The sequence below is a fragment of the Rhizobium sp. BK313 genome (assembly GCF_014193655.1).
Classification (GTDB): Bacteria; Pseudomonadota; Alphaproteobacteria; order Rhizobiales; family Rhizobiaceae; genus Rhizobium.
On sequence record NZ_JACHZQ010000001.1, the window covers coordinates 1810864 to 1834665 of the forward strand.

At 59.4% G+C, this 23802-nt stretch carries 28 protein-coding genes; 1 reads left to right on the plus strand and 27 read right to left on the minus strand.

The window, feature by feature from the left end:
- Positions 1 to 24: 24 nt before the first annotated feature.
- The 25 genes from rplO to rpsL form a co-directional block, all read right to left on the minus strand.
- The gene (gene rplO / locus FHT86_RS08630) at positions 25 to 495 is read right to left on the minus strand and encodes a 50S ribosomal protein L15 (protein WP_133706423.1); all 471 of its coding nucleotides are present in this window, start codon (positions 493 to 495) and stop codon (positions 25 to 27) included.
- Positions 496 to 511: 16 nt separating this feature from the next.
- Complete coding sequence (rpmD, locus tag FHT86_RS08635) at positions 512 to 724, minus strand: 50S ribosomal protein L30 (protein ID WP_007690786.1); 213 nt, start codon at positions 722 to 724, stop codon at positions 512 to 514.
- A 13-nt stretch (positions 725 to 737) separates the two neighbouring features.
- Positions 738 to 1307, minus strand: a complete 570-nt coding sequence (rpsE, locus tag FHT86_RS08640) for a 30S ribosomal protein S5 (protein ID WP_133706424.1) — start codon at positions 1305 to 1307, stop codon at positions 738 to 740.
- 128 nt (positions 1308 to 1435) lie between these two features.
- Positions 1436 to 1798, minus strand: coding sequence for a 50S ribosomal protein L18 (gene rplR, locus FHT86_RS08645; RefSeq protein ID WP_028753963.1), 363 nt, complete (start codon positions 1796 to 1798; stop codon positions 1436 to 1438).
- Positions 1799 to 1810: 12 nt separating this feature from the next.
- Positions 1811 to 2344, minus strand: a complete 534-nt coding sequence (gene rplF, locus FHT86_RS08650; RefSeq protein WP_133706425.1) for a 50S ribosomal protein L6 — start codon at positions 2342 to 2344, stop codon at positions 1811 to 1813.
- A 42-nt stretch (positions 2345 to 2386) separates the two neighbouring features.
- Entirely contained in the window at positions 2387 to 2785 is a 399-nt protein-coding gene (gene rpsH / locus FHT86_RS08655; RefSeq protein ID WP_112572299.1) for a 30S ribosomal protein S8, read from the minus strand.
- Positions 2786 to 2797: 12 nt separating this feature from the next.
- On the minus strand, positions 2798 to 3103 hold the full coding sequence (gene rpsN, locus FHT86_RS08660; RefSeq protein ID WP_133706426.1) for a 30S ribosomal protein S14: 306 nt from the start codon (positions 3101 to 3103) through the stop codon (positions 2798 to 2800).
- 33 nt (positions 3104 to 3136) lie between these two features.
- Positions 3137 to 3694, minus strand: coding sequence for a 50S ribosomal protein L5 (gene rplE / locus FHT86_RS08665; RefSeq protein ID WP_133706427.1), 558 nt, complete (start codon positions 3692 to 3694; stop codon positions 3137 to 3139).
- A complete protein-coding gene (gene rplX, locus FHT86_RS08670) occupies positions 3687 to 3995 on the minus strand; it encodes a 50S ribosomal protein L24 (protein ID WP_133706428.1) in 309 nt (102 codons plus the stop codon). The genes rplE and rplX overlap by 8 nt, the downstream gene beginning before the upstream one ends.
- Before the next feature lie 11 nt (positions 3996 to 4006).
- On the minus strand, positions 4007 to 4375 hold the full coding sequence (gene rplN, locus FHT86_RS08675) for a 50S ribosomal protein L14 (protein WP_003573790.1): 369 nt from the start codon (positions 4373 to 4375) through the stop codon (positions 4007 to 4009).
- Positions 4376 to 4599: 224 nt separating this feature from the next.
- On the minus strand, positions 4600 to 4839 hold the full coding sequence (rpsQ, locus tag FHT86_RS08680) for a 30S ribosomal protein S17 (RefSeq protein WP_133706429.1): 240 nt from the start codon (positions 4837 to 4839) through the stop codon (positions 4600 to 4602).
- A 12-nt stretch (positions 4840 to 4851) separates the two neighbouring features.
- On the minus strand, positions 4852 to 5052 hold the full coding sequence (rpmC, locus tag FHT86_RS08685; protein ID WP_007690763.1) for a 50S ribosomal protein L29: 201 nt from the start codon (positions 5050 to 5052) through the stop codon (positions 4852 to 4854).
- 11 nt (positions 5053 to 5063) lie between these two features.
- Positions 5064 to 5477: a 50S ribosomal protein L16 gene (rplP, locus tag FHT86_RS08690; RefSeq protein ID WP_003547555.1), complete on the minus strand. Its 414-nt coding sequence runs from the start codon at positions 5475 to 5477 to the stop codon at positions 5064 to 5066.
- 36 nt (positions 5478 to 5513) lie between these two features.
- On the minus strand, positions 5514 to 6239 hold the full coding sequence (rpsC, locus tag FHT86_RS08695) for a 30S ribosomal protein S3 (protein ID WP_133706430.1): 726 nt from the start codon (positions 6237 to 6239) through the stop codon (positions 5514 to 5516).
- On the minus strand, positions 6239 to 6628 hold the full coding sequence (rplV, locus tag FHT86_RS08700; protein WP_133706431.1) for a 50S ribosomal protein L22: 390 nt from the start codon (positions 6626 to 6628) through the stop codon (positions 6239 to 6241). Before rplV ends, rpsC begins: the two co-directional genes overlap by 1 nt.
- Before the next feature lie 2 nt (positions 6629 to 6630).
- A complete protein-coding gene (rpsS, locus tag FHT86_RS08705) occupies positions 6631 to 6909 on the minus strand; it encodes a 30S ribosomal protein S19 (RefSeq protein WP_120663682.1) in 279 nt (92 codons plus the stop codon).
- 15 nt (positions 6910 to 6924) lie between these two features.
- Entirely contained in the window at positions 6925 to 7761 is an 837-nt protein-coding gene (gene rplB / locus FHT86_RS08710; RefSeq protein WP_133706432.1) for a 50S ribosomal protein L2, read from the minus strand.
- Positions 7762 to 7772: 11 nt separating this feature from the next.
- Positions 7773 to 8066 (minus strand): 50S ribosomal protein L23, encoded by a 294-nt coding sequence (locus tag FHT86_RS08715; RefSeq protein ID WP_028753972.1) that lies wholly within the window; start codon positions 8064 to 8066, stop codon positions 7773 to 7775.
- Positions 8063 to 8683: a 50S ribosomal protein L4 gene (gene rplD / locus FHT86_RS08720; protein WP_133706433.1), complete on the minus strand. Its 621-nt coding sequence runs from the start codon at positions 8681 to 8683 to the stop codon at positions 8063 to 8065. The genes FHT86_RS08715 and rplD overlap by 4 nt, the downstream gene beginning before the upstream one ends.
- A gap of 13 nt (positions 8684 to 8696) precedes the next feature.
- Positions 8697 to 9338, minus strand: coding sequence for a 50S ribosomal protein L3 (gene rplC, locus FHT86_RS08725; RefSeq protein WP_028753974.1), 642 nt, complete (start codon positions 9336 to 9338; stop codon positions 8697 to 8699).
- A gap of 39 nt (positions 9339 to 9377) precedes the next feature.
- Positions 9378 to 9686, minus strand: a complete 309-nt coding sequence (gene rpsJ / locus FHT86_RS08730; protein ID WP_003547547.1) for a 30S ribosomal protein S10 — start codon at positions 9684 to 9686, stop codon at positions 9378 to 9380.
- A 159-nt stretch (positions 9687 to 9845) separates the two neighbouring features.
- Complete coding sequence (gene tuf, locus FHT86_RS08735) at positions 9846 to 11021, minus strand: elongation factor Tu (RefSeq protein ID WP_133706434.1); 1176 nt, start codon at positions 11019 to 11021, stop codon at positions 9846 to 9848.
- 67 nt (positions 11022 to 11088) lie between these two features.
- The gene (gene fusA / locus FHT86_RS08740; protein WP_133706435.1) at positions 11089 to 13188 is read right to left on the minus strand and encodes an elongation factor G; all 2100 of its coding nucleotides are present in this window, start codon (positions 13186 to 13188) and stop codon (positions 11089 to 11091) included.
- Positions 13189 to 13218: 30 nt separating this feature from the next.
- Positions 13219 to 13689, minus strand: a complete 471-nt coding sequence (gene rpsG, locus FHT86_RS08745; protein ID WP_028755233.1) for a 30S ribosomal protein S7 — start codon at positions 13687 to 13689, stop codon at positions 13219 to 13221.
- Positions 13690 to 13766: 77 nt separating this feature from the next.
- Positions 13767 to 14138, minus strand: a complete 372-nt coding sequence (gene rpsL / locus FHT86_RS08750; RefSeq protein ID WP_003507760.1) for a 30S ribosomal protein S12 — start codon at positions 14136 to 14138, stop codon at positions 13767 to 13769.
- A 507-nt stretch (positions 14139 to 14645) separates the two neighbouring features.
- On the opposite strand from rpsL, the gene FHT86_RS08755 reads away from it, so the two are divergent.
- The gene (locus FHT86_RS08755; RefSeq protein WP_133706436.1) at positions 14646 to 14939 is read left to right on the plus strand and encodes a transcriptional regulator; all 294 of its coding nucleotides are present in this window, start codon (positions 14646 to 14648) and stop codon (positions 14937 to 14939) included.
- A 110-nt stretch (positions 14940 to 15049) separates the two neighbouring features.
- Here the strand turns inward: FHT86_RS08755 and rpoC are convergent, their stop codons facing one another.
- Complete coding sequence (gene rpoC, locus FHT86_RS08760; RefSeq protein ID WP_133706437.1) at positions 15050 to 19261, minus strand: DNA-directed RNA polymerase subunit beta'; 4212 nt, start codon at positions 19259 to 19261, stop codon at positions 15050 to 15052.
- A 189-nt stretch (positions 19262 to 19450) separates the two neighbouring features.
- On the minus strand, positions 19451 to 23593 hold the full coding sequence (gene rpoB, locus FHT86_RS08765) for a DNA-directed RNA polymerase subunit beta (RefSeq protein ID WP_133706438.1): 4143 nt from the start codon (positions 23591 to 23593) through the stop codon (positions 19451 to 19453).
- Positions 23594 to 23802: the final 209 nt, after the last annotated feature.

Sequence of the window (23802 nt, forward strand, 5' to 3'; positions counted from 1 at the left end):
ACCCCGGGCGATTTATTGATAAGATTATTCTGCGACAGAAGCGAGCAGCTTGATGGAACCGCCTGCCTTTTCGATCTTTTCGACCGCCGGCTTGGAGGCCCCTGCGACTTCCAGCGAAAGCTTCGCCTTCAGTTCGCCGTCCGAAAGGATGCGAACGCCGTCCTTGACGCGGCGAATCACGCCAGCAGCCTTGAGAGCGGCGGCATCGACAGTTGCCTTGGCATCGAGCTTGCCGGCATCGACAGCAGCCTGGATGCGGGCCAGCGATACGACGACATAGTCGGAAGCGAAGATGTTGGTGAAGCCGCGCTTCGGCAGACGACGGTAGATGGGCATCTGACCGCCTTCGAAGCCGTTGATGGCAACGCCCGAACGGGACTTCTGACCCTTCACGCCACGGCCGCCGGTCTTGCCGGAGCCGGAGCCGATGCCGCGGCCGAGGCGCTTGCGGCTATGGGTCGAGCCTTCGTTATCCTTGATCTCATTCAGTTTCATAGCGAATACCTCCGGCTCACTTCTCGTCGACAACGCGAACGAGATGCTGGACAGCACGGATCATCCCGCGAACGGCCGGAGTGTCTTCCAGCGTGCGGCGACGGTGCATCTTGTTCAGTCCGAGACCGATCAGCGTCTTCTGCTGAACATCCGGACGGCGGATCGGGCTGCCAATCTGCTCGACCGTAACGGTCGCCTTGGCTTCAGCCTTCTTGGTCGTCTTGGCCATAGGTCAAACTCCCTTATTCTTCGGCGGCGTTGCCCGAGGAGGTACGGCGAGCCTGCAGGGTGGCATACTTGATGCCGCGCTGAGCTGCGATGTCCTTCGGGTGAACCTGGTGCTTCAGGGCGTCGAACGTAGCGCGAACCATGTTGTACGGGTTCGACGAACCGGTCGACTTGGCAACGACGTCGTGAACGCCGAGCGTTTCGAAAACGGCGCGCATCGGGCCGCCGGCGATGATACCGGTACCGACCTTGGCCGAGCGCAGCAGAACCTTGCCAGCGCCATGACGGCCATGGACGTCGTGATGCAGCGTACGGCCGTCACGCAGCGGTACGAAAATCATGTCGCGCTTAGCGCTTTCGGTTGCCTTGCGGATCGCTTCCGGCACCTCGCGTGCCTTGCCATGACCGAAGCCGACGCGGCCCTTCTGGTCACCGACGACGACGAGAGCGGCGAAACCGAAACGGCGGCCACCCTTTACAACCTTGGCGACGCGGTTGATCGCGACCAGCTTGTCGACGAATTCGCTATCGCGCTCTTCACGGCTCTGGCGGTCTTCCCGCGGAGCCCTCTTTTCCTGTGCCATTGTCCTCTTCCTTTTTCTTTTCCGGGTGCAATCGGCAAACAAAACGAAGACCGCATCGACCTCCCGAAGGGGATCAGCGGTCCGGTGAAATCCGGCCGGTGCTCGAAAGCCGCCGGCCGGAAACTCGATCAGAAGGTCAGGCCGCCTTCGCGGGCTGCATCGGCCAGAGCCTTGATGCGACCGTGATAGATGAAGGCGCCGCGGTCAAACACGACTTCCTTGACGCCGGCCTTGGAGGCGCGCTCGGCTACGAGCTTACCAACGAGGGCTGCGGCTGCGGTGTCGGCACCAGTCTTCAGAGAACCGCGCAGATCCTTGTCGAGAGTGGAGGCAGACGCGAGCGTCTTGCCAGCCACATCATCGATGACCTGGGCGTAGATGTTCTTCGACGAGCGATGAACCGACAGGCGCGGACGGCCATTGGCCACCGACTTGAGTTGACGGCGCACGCGGTTGGCACGACGTGCAAGTGCTTCTTTCCTGCTAGCCATTTCGCGTGATCCTTACTTCTTCTTGCCTTCTTTGCGGACGATCCGCTCGTCGGCATACTTGACGCCCTTGCCCTTGTAGGGCTCGGGACCGCGGTATTCGCGGATTTCAGCGGCAACCTGGCCGACCTGCTGCTTGTTGATGCCGGTGACGACGATTTCCGTCGGCTTCGGCACAGCAATCGTGATGCCCTGCGGCGGCTCGTAGACCACGTCGTGGCTGAAGCCGAGCGCGAGCTGCAGGTTCTTGCCCTGCATGGCGGCACGGTAGCCGACGCCGTTGATTTCGAGCTTGCGCTCGTAGCCGTCCTTAACACCCTTCAGGATGTTCTCGATCATCGTGCGGGACATGCCCCACTTTGCGCGAGCATCCTTGGAGTCGTTGAGCGGCGTCACGACAATTGCGTTATTTTCCAGCTTGAGACCGATTTCGTCGTTAGCGACGAAGAACAGTTCGCCCTTGGGGCCCTTAGCAGTCACCTTTTGGCCATCAACCGAGGCCGTGATTCCTGCAGGCACCTGAACGGGCTTTTTACCGATACGAGACATTTTTTCGAACCTGTCTGTTTCGAAGGAGATCCCTGTTCGATCTTAGAAGACCGAGCAGAGAACCTCGCCACCAACATTCTGTTCGCGAGCCTGGTGATCGGCCATCACACCCTTCGGGGTAGAAAGGATGGTGATGCCGAGACCGTTCGCGACCTGCGGAATGGACTTGACCGAGACATAAACTCGGCGGCCCGGCTTGGACACACGGCCGATCTCACGGATCACCGATGCGCCTTCATAGTACTTAAGCTCGATGTTGAGCTCAGACTTGCCGTTGCCGAAATCGACGACGGAGTAGCCACGGATGTAGCCTTCAGCCTGCAGAACATCGAGAACACGCGCACGGAGCTTGGACGCAGGCGTCGAAACCGACGACTTGCGGCGGGAAGCGCCATTGCGGATACGGGTGAGCATATCGCCCAAAGGATCAGTCATAGTCATCTAATCTGCTCCCTACCAGCTCGACTTGACGACGCCCGGCACTTTGCCGAGGTTGCCGAGTTCACGCAGCGCGATACGCGACATGCGCAGTTTGCGGTAATAGGCGCGCGGGCGGCCCGATACTTCGCAACGGTTGCGAATGCGGGTCTTCGATCCATCGCGCGGGAGCGATGCCAGCTTCAGTGTGGCCTTGAACCGGTCTTCGATCGGAAGAGACTGGTTCATGATGATTGCCTTAAGGGCAGCCCGCTTCGCGGTCTGGTTGGCAACCGTATTGCGGCGGCGCTTGTTCTTTTCGACTGCGCTTGTCTTCGCCATATCAGGGTTCCTTTTCTACGCTCGTCGTTACGGTTATTGACGGAACGGGAAGTTGAACTCTTTCAGAAGAGTCCGTGCTTCGTCGTCCGTTGTCGCCGTCGTGCAAACGATGATGTCCATGCCCCACATCTGATCAACCTTATCGTAGTTGATCTCAGGGAACACAATGTGTTCCTTGATGCCCATGGCGAAATTGCCACGACCGTCAAAGCTTTTCGGGTTCAGGCCGCGGAAGTCGCGAACGCGCGGAAGCGCGATGTTGACCAGACGATCCAGGAACTCGTACATGCGGGCGCCGCGCAGCGTCACCTTGGCGCCAATCGGCATGTTTTCGCGGACCTTGAAGCCTGCGATAGAGTTGCGCGCGCGGGTGATGACCGGCTTCTGGCCAGCAATCGCTGCAAGATCGGCCGCAGCAACAGTCGGCTTCTTCGAATCAGCCGTTGCTTCGCCGACGCCCATGTTGATCACGATCTTTTCCAGCTTCGGGATCTGCATCTCGTTGGCGTAGGAGAACTTCTCCTGCATCGCCGCGCGGATGCGGGCATTGTATTCCTTCTTGAGCCGCGGCTCGTACTTTGCCTCAGCCATCGATCACTTCTCCCGAGGTCTTGGCCACACGGACCTTCTTGCCATCTACAACCTTGAAACCGACGCGGGTCGGCTTGCCGTCCTTATCGACGATCGCAATGTTGGACAGGTGAAGCGAGGCTTCCTTGTTGATGATGCCGGCTTCTTGGGTCTGCGTCTGGCGCTGGTGGCGCTTGACGACGTTGACGCCACGGACGACCGCGCGGTCTTCCTTCGGCATTACTTGAATGACTTCGCCGGTGCGGCCCTTGTCCTTGCCGGCCAATACGACGACCTTGTCGCCTTTACGGATCTTTTGCATCGCTCCGCTCCTTACAGTACTTCTGGAGCCAGCGAGATGATCTTCATGTGGTTCTTGGCGCGAAGTTCGCGCGGAACCGGTCCGAAGATACGGGTGCCGATCGGCTCTTTCTTGTTGTCGATGAGGACTGCTGCATTGGTATCGAAGCGGATGACGCTGCCATCCGGACGACGGATGTCCTTGGCGGTGCGAACGACAACCGCCTTCATCACGTCACCCTTCTTCACACGGCCGCGCGGAATGGCTTCCTTGATCGAAACGACAATGACGTCACCGATCGAGGCATACTTGCGCTTCGAGCCGCCCAGCACCTTGATGCACATGACACGACGTGCGCCGGAATTATCCGCCACGTCGAGGTTTGTTTGCATCTGAATCATGTCAGGTCGCCTTCTTGTTGTTACCGGAATGGTTGGGCTGAACAGCCCCCTACCCCGGCTTATGGACTAGTGTCTTGTCTGATTTCTCCAGCGCTTGGGATCATTTGGATCCCTTCGCCAGCCATCAATAAAGCAAAAGAACGCCCGTTCTCGAGCGTCCTGCTTCCAAGCTCGTGCTTCATACAGATATTTCGCCCAAGCGCAAGGGCTTGAGCGAAATTCTGTTACTTGGTCTGGGCGGAAACGACCGTCCAGGCCTTGTCCTTGGAGATCGGCGCGCATTCCTCGATGGAAACGACGTCGCCGACCTTGTACTGATTGTTTTCGTCGTGGGCCTTGTACTTCTTGGAACGACGAACAGTCTTCTGGAGCAGCGGGTGAGCGAAACGACGCTCTACGCGGACAACTACCGTCTTCTCGTTCTTGTCGCTGACCACGACGCCCTGCAGAATGCGCTTCGGCATGTTATTTTTCCTTTAGGCCTTTGCTTCTGCCGCCTTCTGGCGGGCAATGGTTTTCACACGAGCGATGTCCTTGCGGACTTCGTTGATGCGCGAGGACTTCTCAAGCTGGCCGGTCGCCTTCTGAAAGCGCAGGTTGAACTGTTCCTTCTTCAGCTTGGCAAGCTCGTCCTTGAGTTGGTCGGCGCTCAGGGCGCGAACATCTGCGGCTTTCATGAGCTTCTTCCTTACTCTGCAATGCGCTGCACGAAGCGCGTCTTGACCGAGAGCTTGGCGGACCCGAGGCGCAGAGCCTCACGAGCGATTTCTTCGCTTACGCCATCGATCTCGAACATCATACGGCCGGGCTTGACCTTGCATGCCCAGTATTCGACGGAGCCCTTACCTTTACCCATGCGGACTTCGGTCGGCTTTTTGGTGACCGGAACATCCGGGAACACGCGGATCCATACACGGCCGGCACGCTTCATATAGCGCGTGATCGCGCGGCGAGCCGCTTCGATCTCACGAGCGTTAACGCGGTTGGGTTCCTGCGCCTTCAGACCGAATTCACCAAAAGCCAGATCAGAGCCGCCCTTGGCGACGCCCTTGATGCGACCCTTGAATTGCTTACGGTACTTCGTACGCTTTGGCTGCAACATTTTCTTATTCTCCGAACTTATCTGCCACGTACGCTATCAAGCGTTGTCGCGGCGGCGGTCTCTATCGCGATCGCGGCTAGCCGGACCCTGGGCGTCGCCTTCCAGCGCGCGGCGTTCGGAGGCCATCGGATCATGCTCGAGGATTTCGCCCTTGAAGATCCAAACCTTGATGCCGCAGATGCCGAATGCGGTTTCTGCTTCAGCCGTGCCGTAGTCGATGTCGGCGCGCAGCGTATGCAGCGGCACGCGACCTTCGCGGTACCATTCCGTACGAGCGATTTCTGCACCGCCGAGACGGCCGGCGCAGGTAATCTTGATGCCTTCGGCGCCAAGACGCATCGCGGACTGAACGGCGCGCTTCATGGCGCGACGGAAAGCAACACGGCGCTCGAGCTGCTGAGCGATCGACTGGGCAACCAGCGTCGCGTCGATTTCCGGCTTGCGCACTTCAACGATGTTGAGATGCGTTTCGGAATTCGTCATTTCCGACAGCTTCTTGCGGAGCTTGTCGATGTCAGCGCCCTTCTTGCCAATGATCAGGCCCGGACGAGCCGAGTGGATCGTGACGCGGCACTTCTTGTGCGGACGCTCGATGACCACCTTGGAGATACCGGCCTGCTTCAGTTCGTTCATGACGAACTTGCGCATCTTCAGGTCTTCGTGGAGGAGCTGGCCGTACTCGGCATTGTCCGCAAACCAGCGGCTATCCCAGGTACGGTTGATGCCAAGACGAAAACCGATCGGATTGATTTTCTGACCCATTATGCGGCCTCCCCTTGAGCTTCCACTTCACGAACGACGATCGTCAGATGCGCGAACGGCCGCTCGATACGAGATGCGCGGCCGCGGCCACGAGCGTGGAAACGCTTCATGACGATCGACTTGCCGACGTAGGCTTCCGCCACGACCAGCGAGTCAACGTCGAGATCATGGTTGTTCTCGGCATTGGCAATCGCAGATTCGAGCGTCTTCTTGACGGCGCCTGCGATACGCTTGCGGGAGAATTCCAACTCAGCGAGTGCGCGATCAACCTTCTTGCCGCGGATCGAAGCCGCGACCAGGTTAAGCTTCTGCGGGCTGACGCGGAGCGTGCGCGCAATTGCCTGCGCCTCATTGTCCTTCAGCCGGCGTTCGGTTTTTGCCTTGCCCATTGTTACTTCCTCTTCGCCTTCTTGTCCGCACCGTGACCATAATAGGTGCGGGTCGGGGCGAACTCGCCGAACTTGTGTCCGACCATGTCTTCATTGACGCTGACCGGAATGTGCTTGCTGCCGTTGTAAACACCAAAGGTGAGACCAACGAACTGCGGCATGATGGTGGAGCGACGGCTCCACATCTTGATTATTTCGCTGCGTCCGCCTTCGCGCACCTTCTCAGCCTTCTTGAGAAGATAGCCGTCAACAAACGGACCTTTCCATACTGAACGAGCCACTTGAGACTTCCTCTCTTACTTCTTGCGCTGATGGCGCGAACGCATAATCATCTTGTCGGTCGACTTGTTCGACCGCGTACGCTTGCCCTTGGTCGGCTTGCCCCACGGGGTCACCGGATGGCGACCACCAGAGGTGCGGCCTTCACCACCGCCGTGCGGGTGGTCAACCGGGTTCATGACGACACCACGGTTGTGAGGCTTCTTACCGCGCCACCGCGAACGACCGGCCTTACCGTCATTGATGTTGCCGTGATCCGGGTTGGAAACGGCACCGATCGTTGCAAGGCAAGTGCCGTGAACGAGGCGCTGTTCGCCCGAGTTGAGGCGAAGGATTGCCATGCCCTGGTCGCGACCGACGAGCTGGGCGTAAGCGCCAGCCGAACGTGCGATCTGACCACCCTTGCCCGGCTTCATTTCCACGTTGTGGATGATGGAGCCGACCGGGATGAACTGAAGCGGCATGGTGTTGCCCGGCTTCACGTCGACAGCCTTCTCAGAAGCGATGACCTTGTCACCGGAAGCGAGACGCTGCGGCGCAAGGATATAGGCCTGATCGCCGTCAGCATACTCCACCAGAGCGATGTATGCGGTGCGGTTCGGGTCGTATTCGATGCGCTCGACGGTTGCTTCGACGTCAAACTTGCGACGCTTGAAGTCCACCAGACGGTAGGTACGCTTGTGACCGCCGCCCTGGAACCGCACGGTGATGCGGCCGGTGTTGTTGCGGCCACCCTTCGAGGTCAGGCCTTCCGTCAGCGTCTTGACCGGCTTGCCCTTGTAGAGCGAAGAACGGTCCACGATGACCAGCTGTCGCTGGCTCGGGGTCGTCGGATTGAATGTTTTCAATGCCATTTTCTTATTCCTCAGAGACCGGTGGAGACGTCGATCGACTGGCCTTCGGCGAGCGTCACGACTGCCTTCTTCACGTCCTTCTGCTTGCCGACGAGACCTTTGAACCGCTTGGTCTTGCCCTTGCGAAGCAGAGTGTTGACGGCCGTGACCTTGACGCCGAACAGCGCCTCGACGGCAGCCTTGATTTCTGGCTTCGTCGCGGTCTTGGCAACGTTGAAAACAACCTGGTTGTTATCCGAAACCAGCGTGGACTTTTCGGTGATCGCAGGAGAAACGATCACATCGTAATGGCGAAGATCCGTCACTTGAACCGCTCCTCTAGAGCTTCAACTGCAGCCTTGGACAGCACGAGCTTGCCGCGGCGCAGGATGTCGTAAACGTTGATGCCCTGAACCGGCAGAACATCGATATTCGGGATGTTCTGGGCTGCGAGCTTGAAGTTGCTATCGAGCTCGGCACCACCGATGAAGAGCGCGTTGGTCAGCCCCAGCGTCTCGAAAACACCGGCGAGAGCCTTGGTCTTGGCATCGGCTGCGACCAGGTTGTCGAGGACGATGACGTCTTCGGCCTTGATCTTGGCGGACAGAGCGTGACGCAGGCCGAGGGCGCGAACCTTCTTCGGCAGATCATGCTCGTGGCTGCGCACGACCGGGCCGTGAGCCTTACCGCCGCCGCGGAACTGCGGAGCACGAGCCGAATGGTGACGAGCGCGGCCCGTACCCTTCTGCTTGTACATCTTGGCGCCGGTGCGGGACACTTCAGCGCGGCCCTGGGCCTTGTGCGTGCCCTGCTGCTTCTTGGCGAGCTGCCAGCGAATGACGCGTGCGAGGATGTCCTCACGCGGCTCGAGGCCGAAAATCGCGTCAGAAAGGGAAACCTTCCCAGCGTCTTTTCCCTCGAGGGTCTTGACGTTCAATTCCATTGGTTTGGCTCCCTTACTTCGCTGCCGACTTGACGGCATCGCGCACGATGATCCAGGCACCCTTGGAGCCGGGAACTGCGCCCTTGACGAGGATCAGACCGCGATCTTCGTCGGTCGATACCACTTCGAGGTTCTGCGTCGTGACGCGCGTCTGGCCCATGTGACCAGCCATCTTCTTGTTCTTGAACACCTTGCCCGGATCCTGGCGCGAGCCCGTCGAACCGTGCGAGCGGTGTGAAACCGACACACCGTGCGTGGCACGCAGACCGCCGAAACCGTGGCGCTTGATGGCGCCGGCAAAGCCCTTACCGATCGTCGTGCCGGTCACGTCGACGAGCTGACCCGCCGTGAAGTGAGCTGCCTTAAGCTCGGTGCCGACTTCAAGCAAATTATCATCCGTGACACGGAATTCTACGAGCTTGGCCTTCGGCTCAACGCTGGCAACGGCAAAGTGACCGCGCAGGGCCTTCGTCGTGTTCTTGACTTTCGCCTGGCCGGCACCGAGCTGAACTGCGGTGTAGCCATTCTTTTCAACTGTGCGCTGGGCCACGACCTGGCAGCCATCTAAACGCAATACGGTTACCGGGACATGCTCGCCGGCGTCGTTATAGACGCGGGTCATTCCCACCTTCTGTGCAATCACACCTGAACGCATCGGTTCAATCCTTCTCACTCAGCTCGAGAACCGGAGGTCTCAGAGCTTGATCTCAACATCGACACCGGCGGCGAGATCGAGCTTCATCAGCGCGTCCACCGTCTGCGGGGTCGGGTCAACGATATCGAGAAGGCGCTTGTGCGTGCGCATCTCGAACTGCTCGCGGCTCTTCTTGTCGATGTGCGGGGACCGGTTAACCGTGAACTTCTCGATGCGGGTCGGAAGCGGAACGGGGCCCCGGACGCTAGCACCGGTGCGCTTAGCCGTCGATACGATCTCGCGCGTGGAAGCGTCGAGAATCCGGTGATCGAACGCCTTAAGGCGGATGCGGATATTCTGGCCGTTCATTCGACTTTATCCTTGTGTCTGTTATCCGCGTGCCTCTCTAAGAGACACGTCTTTACCTTTAGTTACGCGAGGCGGGCCACCGGTTTCAAAGATCGAGAGGGACACCCAACTCGGTGTCCCCATGCTTTATCTCCGGGCTTTGGCCCAGCCGCTTATTACTTACTCGACGATGCTTGCGACGATACCGGCGCCGACGGTGCGGCCGCCTTCGCGGATAGCGAAGCGCAGCTTTTCTTCCATCGCGATCGGAACGATCAGCTCGACGTCAACCGTGATGTTGTCGCCAGGCATAACCATTTCCGTGCCTTCCGGAAGCGTCACGATGCCCGTAACGTCCGTCGTGCGGAAGTAGAACTGCGGACGGTAGTTCGTGAAGAACGGCGTATGACGGCCACCCTCTTCCTTCGTCAGGATGTAGGCTTCCGCCTTGAACTTCTTGTGCGGCTTGACAGTGCCCGGCTTGGCAAGGATCTGGCCACGCTCGACGCCGTCACGGTTCACACCGCGGATCAGCGCGCCGATGTTGTCGCCGGCCTGGCCCTGATCGAGCAGCTTGCGGAACATTTCAACGCCGGTCACCGTCGTCTTCGACGTCGGACGAATGCCGACGATTTCGACTTCTTCACCAACCTTGACAATGCCACGCTCGACGCGGCCCGTCACAACCGTACCACGGCCGGAGATCGAGAACACGTCTTCGATCGGCATCAGGAACGGCTGGTCGATCGGACGCTCAGGCGTCGGGATGTAGGCGTCAACCGCTGCCATCAGCTCGCGGATCGCATCTTCACCGATCTTCTTGTCCGAATCTTCCAGAGCAGCAAGCGCCGAACCCTTGACAACCGGGATGTCATCGCCCGGGAAGTCGTAGGACGACAGAAGCTCGCGCACTTCCAGCTCGACAAGCTCGAGAAGCTCGGCGTCGTCAACCTGGTCGACCTTGTTCAGGAACACAACGATCGCCGGAACGCCGACCTGGCGCGCCAGCAGGATGTGTTCGCGCGTCTGCGGCATCGGGCCGTCAGCAGCCGAGCAAACCAGGATCGCACCGTCCATCTGTGCCGCACCCGTGATCATGTTCTTCACATAGTCAGCGTGGCCGGGGCAGTCGACGTGCGCATAGTGACGTGCTGCTGTCTCATATTCAACGTGCGCCGTCGAAATCGTGATACCGCGCGCCTTTTCTTCCGGAGCCGCGTCGATCTGGTCATACGCCTTGAACTCACCGAAGTACTTCGTGATCGCTGCCGTCAGAGACGTCTTGCCGTGGTCAACGTGGCCGATCGTGCCGATGTTAACGTGCGGCTTATTGCGCTCAAACTTACTCTTTGCCATTTTCGGCTCTCCGTTTTTCTTGTCCCCGAAGGGATCGATTCTTGTTATCGGTCAATTGGTATTCCGGTCACTTCTGACCGGAATACTTTGCCTGGATTTCCTGTGCGACATTCGACGGGACCGGCGAATAATGATCGAAGGTCATCGTGTACTGCGCGCGGCCCTGAGACATGGAGCGCAGGTTGTCGACGTATTTGAACATGTTTGCCAGCGGGACGTTCGCATTGATGACAACAGCGATACCGCGGCTTTCCTGGCCTTGGATCTGGCCACGACGCGAGTTCAGGTCGCCGATGACGTCGCCGACGTAATCTTCCGGCGTCACGACTTCGACCTTCATCATCGGCTCGAGGAGCTGGGCACCAGCTTCACGCGCTGCTTCACGGAAGCAGGCGCGGGAGGCGATTTCGAAGGCCAGAACCGAAGAGTCAACATCGTGGAAGGCACCGTCGATCAGCGTCGCCTTGACGCCGAGCATCGGGAAGCCAGCCAGCGGGCCCGAAGACAGAACGCTTTCGATGCCCTTCTGAACGCCCGGGATGTATTCCTTCGGAACAGAACCGCCGACAATCTTGGACTCGAACTTGAAATCGTCGCCTTCCGGGTTCGGTTCGAACACGATCTTGACGCGAGCGAACTGACCGGTACCACCCGACTGCTTCTTGTGCGTGTAGTCCTTCTCGGTCTGGCGAGTGATAGTCTCGCGGTAAGCAACCTGCGGCGCACCGACGGTAGCTTCGACCTTGAATTCACGACGCATGCGGTCGACGATGATGTCGAGGTGAAGTTCACCCATGCCGGCGATGATCGTCTGACCCGATTCCTGGTCCGTCTTCACGCGGAAGGACGGATCTTCTGCAGCCAGGCGGTTGAGCGCGAGGCCCATCTTTTCCTGGTCGCCCTTGGTCTTCGGCTCGATCGCGATCTGAATAACCGGCTCCGGGAATTCCATACGCTCGAGGATAACCGGCTTCAGCGGATCGCAGAGCGTATCGCCAGTGGTGGTTTCCTTGAGGCCAGCCAGAGCAACGATGTCGCCGGCGAAGGCTTCTTCGATGTCTTCACGCGAGTTCGAGTGCATCTGCAGCATGCGGCCGACACGCTCGCGCTTGTCCTTGACCGTGTTCATGACCGATACGCCCTTTTCGAGCTTACCGGAGTAGATACGGGCGAAGGTCAGCGAACCGACGAAGGGGTCGTTCATGATCTTGAACGCCAGCATGGACAACGGCTCGTTGTCGTCGGCATGACGTTCAATCTCGGCGTCGGTCTTGAAATCGATGCCCTTGATCGCCGGAATGTCGAGCGGCGACGGCAGGTAGTCGACAACGGCGTCGAGCAGCGGCTGAACACCCTTGTTCTTGAAGGCAGTGCCGCAGAACATCGGATGGAACTTGACGTCGATGGTGCCGCGACGGACGAGCGCGCGAATCTGATCGTTGTCCGGCAGGTTACCTTCGAGGTAGGCTTCAGTCGCGGCTTCGTCGATCTCGACAACCGTCTCGATCAGCTTTTCGCGATATTCTTCAGCCTTGGCCTTCATGTCTTCCGGGATTTCGACGACGTCCCACTGAGCGCCGAGCGACTCGTCGCGCCAGATGAGAGCATTCATCTCGATCAGGTCGATGACGCCCTTGAATTCGGTTTCGGCACCGATCGGCAGCTGCATGACGACAGCGGTGGCGCCGAGGCGGGTCTTGATCATTTCGACCGAGCGATAGAAGTCAGCGCCGGTCTTGTCCATCTTGTTGCAGAAGATCATGCGCGGAACATGATACTTCTCAGCCTGACGCCAGACGGTTTCCGTCTGCGGCTCAACACCGGCGTTGGCATCGAGCAGCGCAATAGCGCCGTCGAGAACGCGCAGCGAACGCTCGACTTCGATGGTGAAGTCTACGTGGCCGGGGGTGTCAATGATGTTGAAGCGGCGGGTCTTGCCGTCGCGGCCCTTCCAGTAGGTCGTGGTGGCAGCAGAGGTGATCGTGATGCCACGCTCCTGCTCCTGCTCCATCCAGTCCATGGTGGCTGCGCCGTCGTGGACTTCGCCGATCTTGTGCGACTTGCCGGTGTAATAAAGAATACGCTCGGTCGTCGTGGTCTTGCCGGCGTCGATGTGCGCCATGATACCGAAATTGCGGTAGTCTTCGATTTTATATTCGCGAGCCATAGTGGACTGCCTTTCGGAAACCGTTCGGGATTACCAGCGATAATGCGAGAACGCACGGTTGGCGTCAGCCATCTTGTGCGTGTCTTCGCGCTTCTTGACGGCAGAGCCGCGGTTGTTGGAGGCATCAAGAAGTTCGCCGCAGAGACGGTCGACCATGGTGGTTTCGTTGCGCTTGCGGGCAGCAGCGATCAGCCAGCGAATGGCAAGAGCCTGACGGCGCTCGGGACGAACGTCGACCGGAACCTGGTACGTAGCACCACCGACGCGGCGCGAACGGACTTCAACGTGCGGAGCGATGTTATCCAAAGCCTGATGGAACACGCCGAGCGGTTCCTGCTTTGCCTTGCCCTGCACGGCGTCAAATGCGCCGTATACGATGTTTTCAGCTACGGACTTCTTGCCGTCCAGCATGATGGCATTCATGAACTTCGTGACGACCAGATCGCCGAACTTCGGGTCCGGATTGATCTCGCGCTTTTCTGCTCTGTGACGTCGGGACATACTTCTCGTCTCTCAACTGTTAGCGGCGCTTTACAACGCGGAGAACCTCGCGCAGCGCCGGATTATCTAAAACCGAATTACTTCGGACGCTTTGCACCATACTTGGAACGGCGCTGCTTGCGGTTCTTGACACCCTGGGTATCGAGAACGCCGCGGATGATGTGGTAGCGAACACCCGGAAGGTCCTTAACGCGGCCGCCACGGATCATGACGACAGAGTGTTCCTGAAGGTTATGGCCTTCACCCGGGATGTAACCAATGACTTCGAAGCCGTTGGTCAGGCGGATCTTTGCGACCTTACGCAGAGCCGAGTTCGGCTTCTTCGGCGTCGTCGTGTAGACGCGGGTGCAAACACCGCGCTTCTGCGGGTTCTCCTGAAGAGCGGGAACCTTGTTACGCTTTACCTGCGCCTGGCGAGGCTTGCGGATCAGCTGGTTTACGGTAGGCATTCAACCATCCCTTGTAAATCTATCTCGACACCCTTGCGGGCTTAACTCTCGCCGTCTCCGGCAACGACGCACGTTCGTCTCAATGCGCAAAACGTGGCCCGATCCGCTTTCGCAGATGGACCACAAAAAAGCAGAGGACGCAGTAAACCGCGTCTTGCGTGCAGCATTCGTGTCTTCAACGTGCGTTTAGAACCTTGTTTGAGGTGAACTCCAGAGCGCGTCGCTCCGAACAGCCATGCCTCACATGGGTCCTGATGGCGGCGGTACTACTGGTTTCCCGCAGGTTCGTCAAGGCCGGTTAAGAAATTATCTTTGTCACAAAGCCCGAAAAGGCAGGGCAAACCAGCCGTTTGGCGCCTGAAACAAGGAAATGACATCGCCCCGGCAAGATAGACTTGGGTATTTCGTTAAAATCCCTATAAGGAATCACAGAAAGACAGTTTCACCTGACGGCGGCGGCAATTCAAGGAATCGCCCGGCCGAATCGACGCTACCGAAGGAAGGCCTATGATCACCGTGCCAGACAACGACAACAATTTCGACGGCCCCATGGTCTTCATCATCATCGGCAAGGGGTATGAGACCGACGGCAGCGAGGGCATTGACCTGCATGTCATGCTGAAGGCGCCGGACGACGACACTGCCGTGCGCGAAGCGCTGAACGCCCTTGCGGAGGAAGGCTTCATCGAGGCCGATCTCGATCAGATCGGCATGCTGACCGACGTACCGGACGAGGAACCGCACGCCTCGGCCTATCAAGGCGCGCTGGAAGGCGAAGTGGCGATCATACGCTTCCGCTGAATACCGCCGCACAAAACCGCAGCGGTCGCCCTCCCCTTTACATATGCATGCAAAAAGAAACCGCCCGGATCGCTCCGGGCGGTTTTGATTTTAGCTGAACCTCCAGCCGCTTATTCAGCAGCCGGAGCGTTCTCGTCAGCCATATCCTGCAGCATCGGCGTAGCGACGGCGGCACCCGTGCCCTTGCGGCGCTCTTCCAGGATCAGCTCGTCGCGAGCCGTCGCAATGCGGCGGATCTGCGTCATGGTACCGCCGGTACCGGCCGGGATGAGGCGGCCGACGATGACGTTTTCCTTCAGGCCCTGCAGGCCATCAGTCTTGCCGGCGATGGCAGCTTCCGTCAGCACCTTCGTCGTTTCCTGGAAGGAAGCGGCGGAGATGAAGGACGGGGTCTGCAGCGACGCCTTGGTGATGCCGAGCAGAACCGGATCGCCGTAAGCGGGCTTCTTGCCTTCTTCGATCAGGTGGTCGTTGGCGTCATCCAGTTCGATACGGTCGACATTGTCGCCGACGATGTACTGGCTGTCGCCTGCATCGGTGATTTCCACCTTCTGCAGCATCTGACGGACAATCACTTCGATGTGCTTGTCGTTGATGACAACGCCCTGCAAGCGGTAGACTTCCTGGATTTCGTTGACGAGGTAGGAAGCCAGAGCCTCCACGCCCTTGATTGCCAGGATGTCGTGCGGAGCCGGGTTACCGTCGAGGATGTAGTCACCCTTTTCGATATAGTCGCCTTCCTGAAGGTGGAAGGGCTTGCCCTTCGGGATCAGGTATTCGACCGGCTCGACACCGTCTTCCGCCGGCTCGATGATGACACGGCGCTTGTTCTTGTAGTCGCGGCCGAGGCGGATCGTACCATCGATTTCTGCGATGATGGCGTGGTCCTTCGGACGACGGGCTTCGAACAGTTCGGCAACGCGCGGCAGACCACCGGTGATGTCCTTGGTCTTGGCGCTTTCCAGCGGCGAACGGGCAAGAACGTCGCCCTGCGACACCTTCTGGCCCGGCTCGACGGACAGGATCGCGTCGACCGAGAGCAGGAAGCGGGCTTCACCACCACGCGACAGCTTGGCGACATTGCCGTTGGCGTCCTTGATGACGATTGCCGGCTTCAGATCCGAACCGCGCGGCGTCGAACGCCAGTCGATGACCTGGCGCTTGGTGATGCCGGTCGACTCGTCGGTCGCTTCGAGAACCGAGAGGCCGTCGACGACGTCTTCGAAGTGTACCGTACCGGCCAGTTCCGTCATCATCGGACGGGTATACGGATCCCATTCCGCCAGACGCTGACCGCGCTTCACCTTGTCGCCTTCGTCGACATAGATCTTGGAGCCGTAGGCGACGCGCTGCGAGGAGCGCTCGACGCCGCGTTCATCCAGGATCTGCACCGTCATGTTGCGGCCCATGGCAACCAGGTTGCCATCGGAGTTGCGCAGCATGTTGCGGTTCTTGATCTGCACCGTGCCCTCATACGAGGCTTCCAGGAACGACTGGTCGACCACGGTCGCCGTACCGCCCAAGTGGAAGGTACGCATGGTCAGCTGCGTGCCCGGCTCACCGATCGACTGGGCGGCGATAACGCCGACAGCTTCACCGATGTTGACAGGCGTACCGCGAGCAAGGTCACGGCCGTAGCAGACCGAGCAGACGCCCGTCTGGATTTCGCAGGTCAGTGCCGAACGAATACGGATCGACTGGATACCAGCCTTTTCGATCTCGACGACATCCGGCTCCAGGATCATCTTGCCGGCGTCGACGATGCGCTCACCCGTGACCGGGTGATCGATATCGTCCAGCGCCGTGCGACCGAGGATGCGGGCGCCGAGCGAGGCGACGACCTGACCGGCATCGACGATGGCGGTCATGGTGAGGCCGGTCTCGGTGCCGCAATCGACGTGCGTGACAATGCAATCCTGCGCGACGTCGACGAGACGGCGGGTCAGGTAGCCGGAGTTTGCGGTCTTCAAGGCGGTGTCTGCCAGACCCTTACGGGCGCCGTGCGTCGAGTTGAAGTACTCGTTCACGGTCAGGCCTTCCTTGAAGTTCGAGATGATCGGCGTCTCGATGATTTCGCCCGACGGCTTGGCCATCAGGCCGCGCATGCCGCCCAACTGACGCATCTGGTTCGGAGAACCGCGGGCGCCCGAATGGCTCATCATGTAGATCGAGTTCATCGGCTTCTGACGACCGGTCTTTTCGTCGAATTCGACGGCCTTGATGCGAGCCATCATTTCTTCGGCGACCTTTTCCGTAGCCTTGCCCCAGGCATCGACAACTTTGTTGTACTTCTCGCCCTGAGTGATCAGGCCGTCATTGTACTGCTGCTCGTATTCCTTCACGAGCGCTTCGGTATCGCCGACGATCTTCGCCTTGGTGCTCGGGATGACCATGTCGTCCTTGCCGAACGAAATGCCGGCGCGGCAGGCATGGGCGAAGCCGAGCTGCATGATACGGTCGCAGAAAATGACCGTGTCCTTCTGGCCGCAATGGCGATAGACCGTGTCGATCATCTTCGAGATGTTCTTCTTGGTCATTTCCTGGTTGCAGATGTCGAAGGTCACCTTGCCGTGCTTCGGTAGCAGTTCGCCGATCAACAGGCGGCCAGGTGTCGTCTCGTAGATCTTCGAATAGGGCTTGCCGTCTTCGTCGACCGACTTGAAGCGGCCGCGGATCTTCGAGTGCAGCGTCACGACCTTGTTTTCAAGAGCGTGATGCAATTCACCGAGGTCGGAGAAGGCCATGCCTTCGCCCGGCTCGTTCTGGTTCAGGATCGACAGGTAATAGAGGCCGAGAACCATGTCCTGCGACGGAACAATGATCGGCGCACCGTTTGCCGGATGCAGGATGTTGTTCGTCGACATCATCAGGACGCGGGCTTCGAGCTGGGCTTCGAGCGACAGCGGCACGTGAACGGCCATCTGGTCGCCGTCGAAGTCGGCGTTGAAGGCCGTGCAGACGAGCGGGTGCAGCTGGATGGCCTTGCCTTCGACCAGCATGGGTTCGAAGGCCTGGATACCCAGGCGGTGCAGCGTCGGCGCACGGTTCAGGAGAACCGGATGCTCGCGGATGACCTCGTCGAGGATATCCCAAACTTCCGGCTTTTCCTTTTCAACCAGCTTCTTGGCCTGCTTGACGGTCGAGGAATAACCCTTGGCGTCGAGGCGAGCGTAGATGAACGGCTTGAACAGTTCGAGCGCCATCTTCTTCGGCAGGCCGCACTGATGCAGCTTCAGCTCCGGACCGGTCACGATGACCGAACGGCCGGAATAGTCGACGCGCTTGCCGAGCAGGTTCTGACGGAAGCGGCCTTGCTTGCCCTTGAGCATATCGGACAGCGACTTCAGCGGACGCTTGTTGGCGCCGGTGATGACGCGGCCGCGACGGCCGTTATCGAACAGCGCATCGACAGATTCCTGCAGCATGCGCTTTTCGTTGCGGATGATGATGCCTGGAGCGCGCAGTTCGATGAGGCGCTTCAGACGGTTGTTACGGTTGATCACGCGGCGATACAGATCGTTCAGGTCCGACGTCGCGAAACGGCCGCCGTCGAGCGGCACCAGCGGACGCAGGTCCGGCGGGATGACCGGGACGACCTTCATGATCATCCATTCCGGACGGTTGCCGGACTCCATGAAGTTCTCGACGATCTTCAGGCGCTTCATCAGCTTCTTCTGCTTGAGATCCGACGTAGTGTCGGCAAGCTCGGAGCGCAGATCGCCGGCGATCTTCTCGAGGTTCATGCTGGCCAGCATCTCGTAGATCGCTTCAGCGCCGATCATGGCGGTGAACTGGTCTTCGCCGTATTCGTCGACGGCGAGCATGTACTCTTCTTCCGAGAGAAGCTGATGCTCCTTGAGCGCGGTAAGGCCCGGCTCGGTGACGATGTAGTTTTCGAAGTAGAGAACGCGCTCGACATCCTTCAGCGTCATGTCGAGCAGCGTGGAGATGCGGCTCGGCAGCGACTTCAGGAACCAGATGTGAGCAACGGGAGCGGCGAGCTCGATATGGCCCATGCGCTCACGGCGAACGCGCGACAGCGTGACTTCGACGCCGCACTTTTCGCAGATGATGCCCTTGTACTTCATGCGCTTGTACTTGCCGCACAGGCACTCGTAATCCTTGATCGGCCCGAAGATTCGCGCGCAGAAGAGACCATCGCGTTCCGGCTTGAACGTACGATAGTTGATCGTCTCCGGCTTCTTGATCTCACCATAAGACCAGGAAAGAATCTTCTCCGGCGATGCGATCGAAATCCGGATGGAATCGAAATTCTGTGCAGGCACCTGCGGATTGAAAAGATTCATGACCTCTTGGTTCATGCCTGTCTCCTTTAGGGGCGAAACGCCCTCGACATGCGATCAGTGCCGGCAAATTCCCGGGAACCGGACTGACGCCTTAAAACGACAATAACCGCAGAATGCGGCGAAATCGTCCCTGCCTGCGCTACACGAAATCGTGCGCCGGCGGGAACGGTGCGCGCTGACGGTCAGCGCGCACCCTATCGGCTATTACTCGGCTGCGTCCGGAAGCTGGCCCGCTGCCTGCAGATCGTCGACCTTGGAGTTTTCCAACTCGACGCTGAGGCCCAGCGACCGCATTTCCTTGACCAGAACGTTGAAGCTTTCCGGAATGCCCGCTTCGAAGGTATCGTCGCCGCGGACGATTGCTTCGTAGACCTTGGTGCGGCCGGCCACGTCGTCCGACTTGACCGTGAGCATTTCCTGCAGCGTGTACGCTGCGCCGTAAGCTTCGAGCGCCCAGACTTCCATTTCGCCGAAGCGCTGACCGCCGAACTGCGCCTTGCCGCCCAGCGGCTGCTGCGTCACCAGCGAGTACGGGCCAATCGAGCGAGCGTGGATCTTGTCGTCGACCAAGTGGTTGAGCTTCAGCATGTAGATGTAGCCAACCGTGACCTGGCGGTCGAACTGCTCGCCGGTACGACCGTCATAGAGCGTCGACTGACCGGTCTGCTTCAGACCTGCCATCGCGAGCATCTCGTTGACGTCGACTTCGCCGGCGCCGTCGAAGACCGGGGTCGCGATGGACACGCCACGCTTCCACTGATCGGCCAGGCGGAGAACCGAGTCATCATCATACTCGTGAACCTCGTCGCTCTTCGGACCGTCGCCGACGACCATATCGATCGTCTGGCGCAAAGGCTCGATGTTGCCGCTTGCCTTATAGGCTTCGATCAGCTCGCCGATCTGACGACCCATGCCGGCGCAAGCCCAGCCGAGGTGCGTCTCGAGGATCTGACCGACGTTCATGCGCGACGGCACGCCGAGCGGGTTGAGCACGATGTCGACATGCGTGCCGTCTTCGAGGAACGGCATGTCTTCGACCGGTACGATGCGCGATACCACACCCTTGTTGCCATGACGGCCGGCCATCTTGTCGCCCGGCTGGATCTTGCGCTTCACAGCGACGAAGACCTTGACCATCTTCATGACGCCCGGAGGCATTTCGTCACCGCGCTGGACCTTTTCGACCTTGTCCATGAAGCGCTGTTCGAGGCGCGACTTGGACTCGTCGTACTGGCCGCGCAGAGCTTCGAGCTCGCCCTGGACCTTCTCGTCCTCGACAGCGAACATCCACCATTGCGAGCGCGGATATTCGGAGACGACTGCGTTCGAGAGTTCCGTGCCCTTCTTGAAGCTCTTCGGACCGGCAAGCGCTACCTGGCCGCGAAGCATCTCGATCAGACGGCCGTAGACGTTACGGTCGAGGATAGCCTGCTCGTCGTCGCGGTCCTTGGCAAGACGTTCGATCTCTTCGCGCTCGATCGCCATGGCGCGTTCGTCCTTTTCAACGCCGTGGCGGTTGAAGACGCGAACTTCGACGACCGTACCGTAGGTACCGGGCGGCATGCGCATGGAGGTGTCGCGAACGTCGGAGGCCTTTTCGCCGAAGATGGCGCGCAGAAGCTTTTCTTCCGGCGTCATCGGGCTTTCGCCCTTCGGCGTGATCTTGCCGACGAGGATATCGCCCGGCTGAACTTCGGCGCCGATGTAAACGATGCCGGCTTCGTCCAGGTTCTTCAGCGCTTCTTCCGAAACGTTCGGAATGTCGCGGGTGATTTCTTCCGGACCGAGCTTGGTGTCGCGCGCCATCACTTCGAATTCTTCGATGTGGATGGAGGTGAACACGTCGTCGGCAACGATACGCTCGGAGAGCAGGATCGAGTCTTCGTAGTTGTAGCCGTTCCACGGCATGAACGCGACGAGCACGTTGCGGCCGAGCGCCAGATCGCCGAGATCGGTCGACGGGCCGTCAGCCAGAATGTCGCCCTTGTTGACCACGTCACCGACGGTGACCAGCGGGCGCTGGTTGACGCAGGTGTTCTGGTTCGAACGCTGGAACTTCATCAGGCGATAGATATCGACGCCAGACTTCGACGGATCGAGATCTTCGGTGGCGCGGATAACGATACGGGTCGCGTCGACCTGGTCGACCACGCCGCCGCGACGGGCACCGATGGCGGCACCGGAGTCACGAGCGACGACCGGCTCCATGCCGGTGCCGACGAACGGCGCTTCGGCGCGCAGCAGCGGCACGGCCTGACGCTGCATGTTCGAGCCCATGAGCGCGCGGTTGGCGTCGTCGTTTTCGAGGAACGGGATGAGCGCGGCCGCAACGGAAACTAGCTGCTTCGGCGAGACGTCCATCAGGTTGATGTTGTCGCGCGGAGCAAGCATGACTTCGCCGGCATGACGGCAGACGACGAATTCCTCGATGAACGAGCCTTCGGCATCCAGCTCGGCGTTCGCCTGGGCAACATAGTACTTCGCCTCTTCCATGGCGGAGAGGTAGAGCACATCGTTGGTCACCTTGCCGTCGATGATGCGACGGTAGGGGCTTTCGATGAAGCCGTACTTGTTGACACGGGCGAAAGTTGCCAGCGAGTTGATCAGACCGATATTCGGACCTTCCGGAGTTTCGATCGGGCAAATACGACCATAGTGGGTCGGATGCACGTCGCGGACTTCGAAGCCGGCGCGTTCGCGGGTCAGACCGCCCGGGCCAAGAGCCGAAAGACGGCGCTTGTGGGTGATTTCCGAGAGCGGGTTCACCTGGTCCATGAACTGCGAGAGCTGCGAGGAGCCGAAGAATTCGCGAACGGCAGCAGCGGCCGGCTTCGCGTTGATCAGATCCTGCGGCATGACCGTATCGATCTCGATCGAGGACATACGTTCCTTGATCGCGCGCTCCATGCGGAGCAGGCCGAGACGGTACTGGTTTTCCATCAGCTCACCGACCGAGCGGACGCGACGGTTGCCGAGGTTATCGATGTCGTCGATTTCGCCCTTGCCGTCGCGCAGTTCGACCAGCATCTTGACCACGGCCAGGATGTCGTCCTTGCGCAGGATGCGAACGGTGTCGGCAACGTCGAGGTCGAGACGCATGTTCATCTTTACGCGACCGACAGCGGAGAGGTCGTAACGCTCCGCATCGAAGAACAGCGAGTTGAACATCGCTTCGGCCGATTCCATGGTCGGCGGCTCACCCGGACGCATGACGCGATAGATATCGAACAGAGCGTCCTGGCGGTTCTCGTTCTTGTCGGCCGACAGCGTGTTGCGGATGTAGGCGCCGACATTGATATGGTCGATGCCGAGAACCGGGATTTCGTCGAAACCAGCCTTGAGGATGACCGGCAGGGTCTTCTCGTCGATTTCGTCGCCGGCTTCGAGATAGATCTCACCGGTCTGGACGTTGACGATATCTTCTGCCAGGAACAGCCCGTAAAGCTCTTCGTCGGTGGCCTTCAGAGCCTTGAGGCCCTTGTCCTGCAACTGACGCAGCAGACGCGGGGTCAGCTTCTTTCCGCCTTCGACTACGACTTCGCCGGTATCGGCGTCGATCATGTCGGTGACGGTCTTTGCGCCCTTCAGCGTCTCAGCCTTGAAAGGAATCCGCCAGCCATCGCCAGAGCGCTCGTAGAGCGACTTCGTGTAGAAGGTCGACAGGATTTCTTCGCCGTCCATGCCGAGCGCCATCAGCAGCGACGTCACGGGAATCTTGCGGCGGCGGTCGATACGGGCGTAGACGATGTCCTTCGCGTCGAATTCGATGTCGAGCCAGGAACCACGATACGGAATGACGCGGGCGGCAAAGAGCAGCTTGCCGGAAGAGTGGCTCTTGCCCTTGTCGTGATCGAAGAAGACGCCCGGCGAACGGTGCATCTGGGACACGATAACGCGTTCGGTGCCGTTCACGATGAACGTACCGTTGTTCGTCATGAGCGGCATATCGCCCATGTAAACGCTCTGTTCCTTGATGTCCTTGATGGACTTCGCGCCGGTATCCTCATCGATATCGAACACGATCAGACGGAGAGTGACCTTCAGCGGCGCAGCGTAGGTCAGGTCGCGCTGGCGGCACTCGTCGACGTCGAACTTCGGCGGTTCGAATTCATAGGACACAAACTCCAGCATGGAGGCGCCGGAGAAATCGGTGATCGGGAAAACCGACTTGAACACGGCCTGGAGACCCTCGTCAGGGCGGCCGCCCTTGGGCTCTTCGACCATGAGGAACTGATCGTAGGATGCCTTTTGAACCTCGATGAGGTTCGGCATCTCTGCGACTTCGGGAATCTTACCAAAAAACTTGCGTACGCGCCTGCGACCGTTGAACGAAAGGGTCTGAGCCATCGTCGCTCCTTTAAAATCCTGCACCCGGGCCTACAACGGATGGGAACCGCTGGCCAGGCGATCCCATCAATCAATGAGTAGTTCAATCTCGTCTAACTAACCGAAAACCGCTCGGCACGGATTGCGTCGCGGTTCGGTCTGAGACCATCCTCTTGAAGAACCCATTACCCAAAAGCCGTTTTGCCCGCGGCTTTTGGGTAATTTGTTCA

Coding starts and splice junctions, on each gene's coding strand:
- rpmC (WP_007690763.1), bottom strand. CDS start 5,052: ATGAAAGCCGCAGATGTTCGCGCCCTGAGCGCCGACCAACTCAAGGAC.
- rplV (WP_133706431.1), bottom strand. CDS start 6,628: ATGGGCAAGGCAAAAACCGAACGCCGGCTGAAGGACAATGAGGCGCAG.
- rpsQ (WP_133706429.1), bottom strand. CDS start 4,839: ATGCCGAAGCGCATTCTGCAGGGCGTCGTGGTCAGCGACAAGAACGAG.
- rplB (WP_133706432.1), bottom strand. CDS start 7,761: ATGGCATTGAAAACATTCAATCCGACGACCCCGAGCCAGCGACAGCTG.
- fusA (WP_133706435.1), bottom strand. CDS start 13,188: ATGGCTCGCGAATATAAAATCGAAGACTACCGCAATTTCGGTATCATG.
- rpsG (WP_028755233.1), bottom strand. CDS start 13,689: ATGTCCCGACGTCACAGAGCAGAAAAGCGCGAGATCAATCCGGACCCG.
- rpsE (WP_133706424.1), bottom strand. CDS start 1,307: ATGGCACAGGAAAAGAGGGCTCCGCGGGAAGACCGCCAGAGCCGTGAA.
- rplO (WP_133706423.1), bottom strand. CDS start 495: ATGAAACTGAATGAGATCAAGGATAACGAAGGCTCGACCCATAGCCGC.
- rpoB (WP_133706438.1), bottom strand. CDS start 23,593: ATGGCTCAGACCCTTTCGTTCAACGGTCGCAGGCGCGTACGCAAGTTT.
- rplN (WP_003573790.1), bottom strand. CDS start 4,375: ATGATTCAGATGCAAACAAACCTCGACGTGGCGGATAATTCCGGCGCA.
- rpsL (WP_003507760.1), bottom strand. CDS start 14,138: ATGCCTACCGTAAACCAGCTGATCCGCAAGCCTCGCCAGGCGCAGGTA.
- FHT86_RS08755 (WP_133706436.1), top strand. CDS start 14,646: ATGATCACCGTGCCAGACAACGACAACAATTTCGACGGCCCCATGGTC.
- rpsJ (WP_003547547.1), bottom strand. CDS start 9,686: ATGAACGGCCAGAATATCCGCATCCGCCTTAAGGCGTTCGATCACCGG.
- rplR (WP_028753963.1), bottom strand. CDS start 1,798: ATGGCTAGCAGGAAAGAAGCACTTGCACGTCGTGCCAACCGCGTGCGC.
- tuf (WP_133706434.1), bottom strand. CDS start 11,021: ATGGCAAAGAGTAAGTTTGAGCGCAATAAGCCGCACGTTAACATCGGC.
- rplP (WP_003547555.1), bottom strand. CDS start 5,477: ATGTTGCAGCCAAAGCGTACGAAGTACCGTAAGCAATTCAAGGGTCGC.
- rpoC (WP_133706437.1), bottom strand. CDS start 19,261: ATGAACCAAGAGGTCATGAATCTTTTCAATCCGCAGGTGCCTGCACAG.
- rpsH (WP_112572299.1), bottom strand. CDS start 2,785: ATGACTATGACTGATCCTTTGGGCGATATGCTCACCCGTATCCGCAAT.
- rplF (WP_133706425.1), bottom strand. CDS start 2,344: ATGTCTCGTATCGGTAAAAAGCCCGTTCAGGTGCCTGCAGGAATCACG.
- rplC (WP_028753974.1), bottom strand. CDS start 9,338: ATGCGTTCAGGTGTGATTGCACAGAAGGTGGGAATGACCCGCGTCTAT.
- rpmD (WP_007690786.1), bottom strand. CDS start 724: ATGGCCAAGACGACCAAGAAGGCTGAAGCCAAGGCGACCGTTACGGTC.
- rpsN (WP_133706426.1), bottom strand. CDS start 3,103: ATGGCGAAGACAAGCGCAGTCGAAAAGAACAAGCGCCGCCGCAATACG.
- rplD (WP_133706433.1), bottom strand. CDS start 8,683: ATGGAATTGAACGTCAAGACCCTCGAGGGAAAAGACGCTGGGAAGGTT.
- rplE (WP_133706427.1), bottom strand. CDS start 3,694: ATGGCTGAGGCAAAGTACGAGCCGCGGCTCAAGAAGGAATACAATGCC.
- rplX (WP_133706428.1), bottom strand. CDS start 3,995: ATGCAAAAGATCCGTAAAGGCGACAAGGTCGTCGTATTGGCCGGCAAG.
- rpsC (WP_133706430.1), bottom strand. CDS start 6,239: ATGGGTCAGAAAATCAATCCGATCGGTTTTCGTCTTGGCATCAACCGT.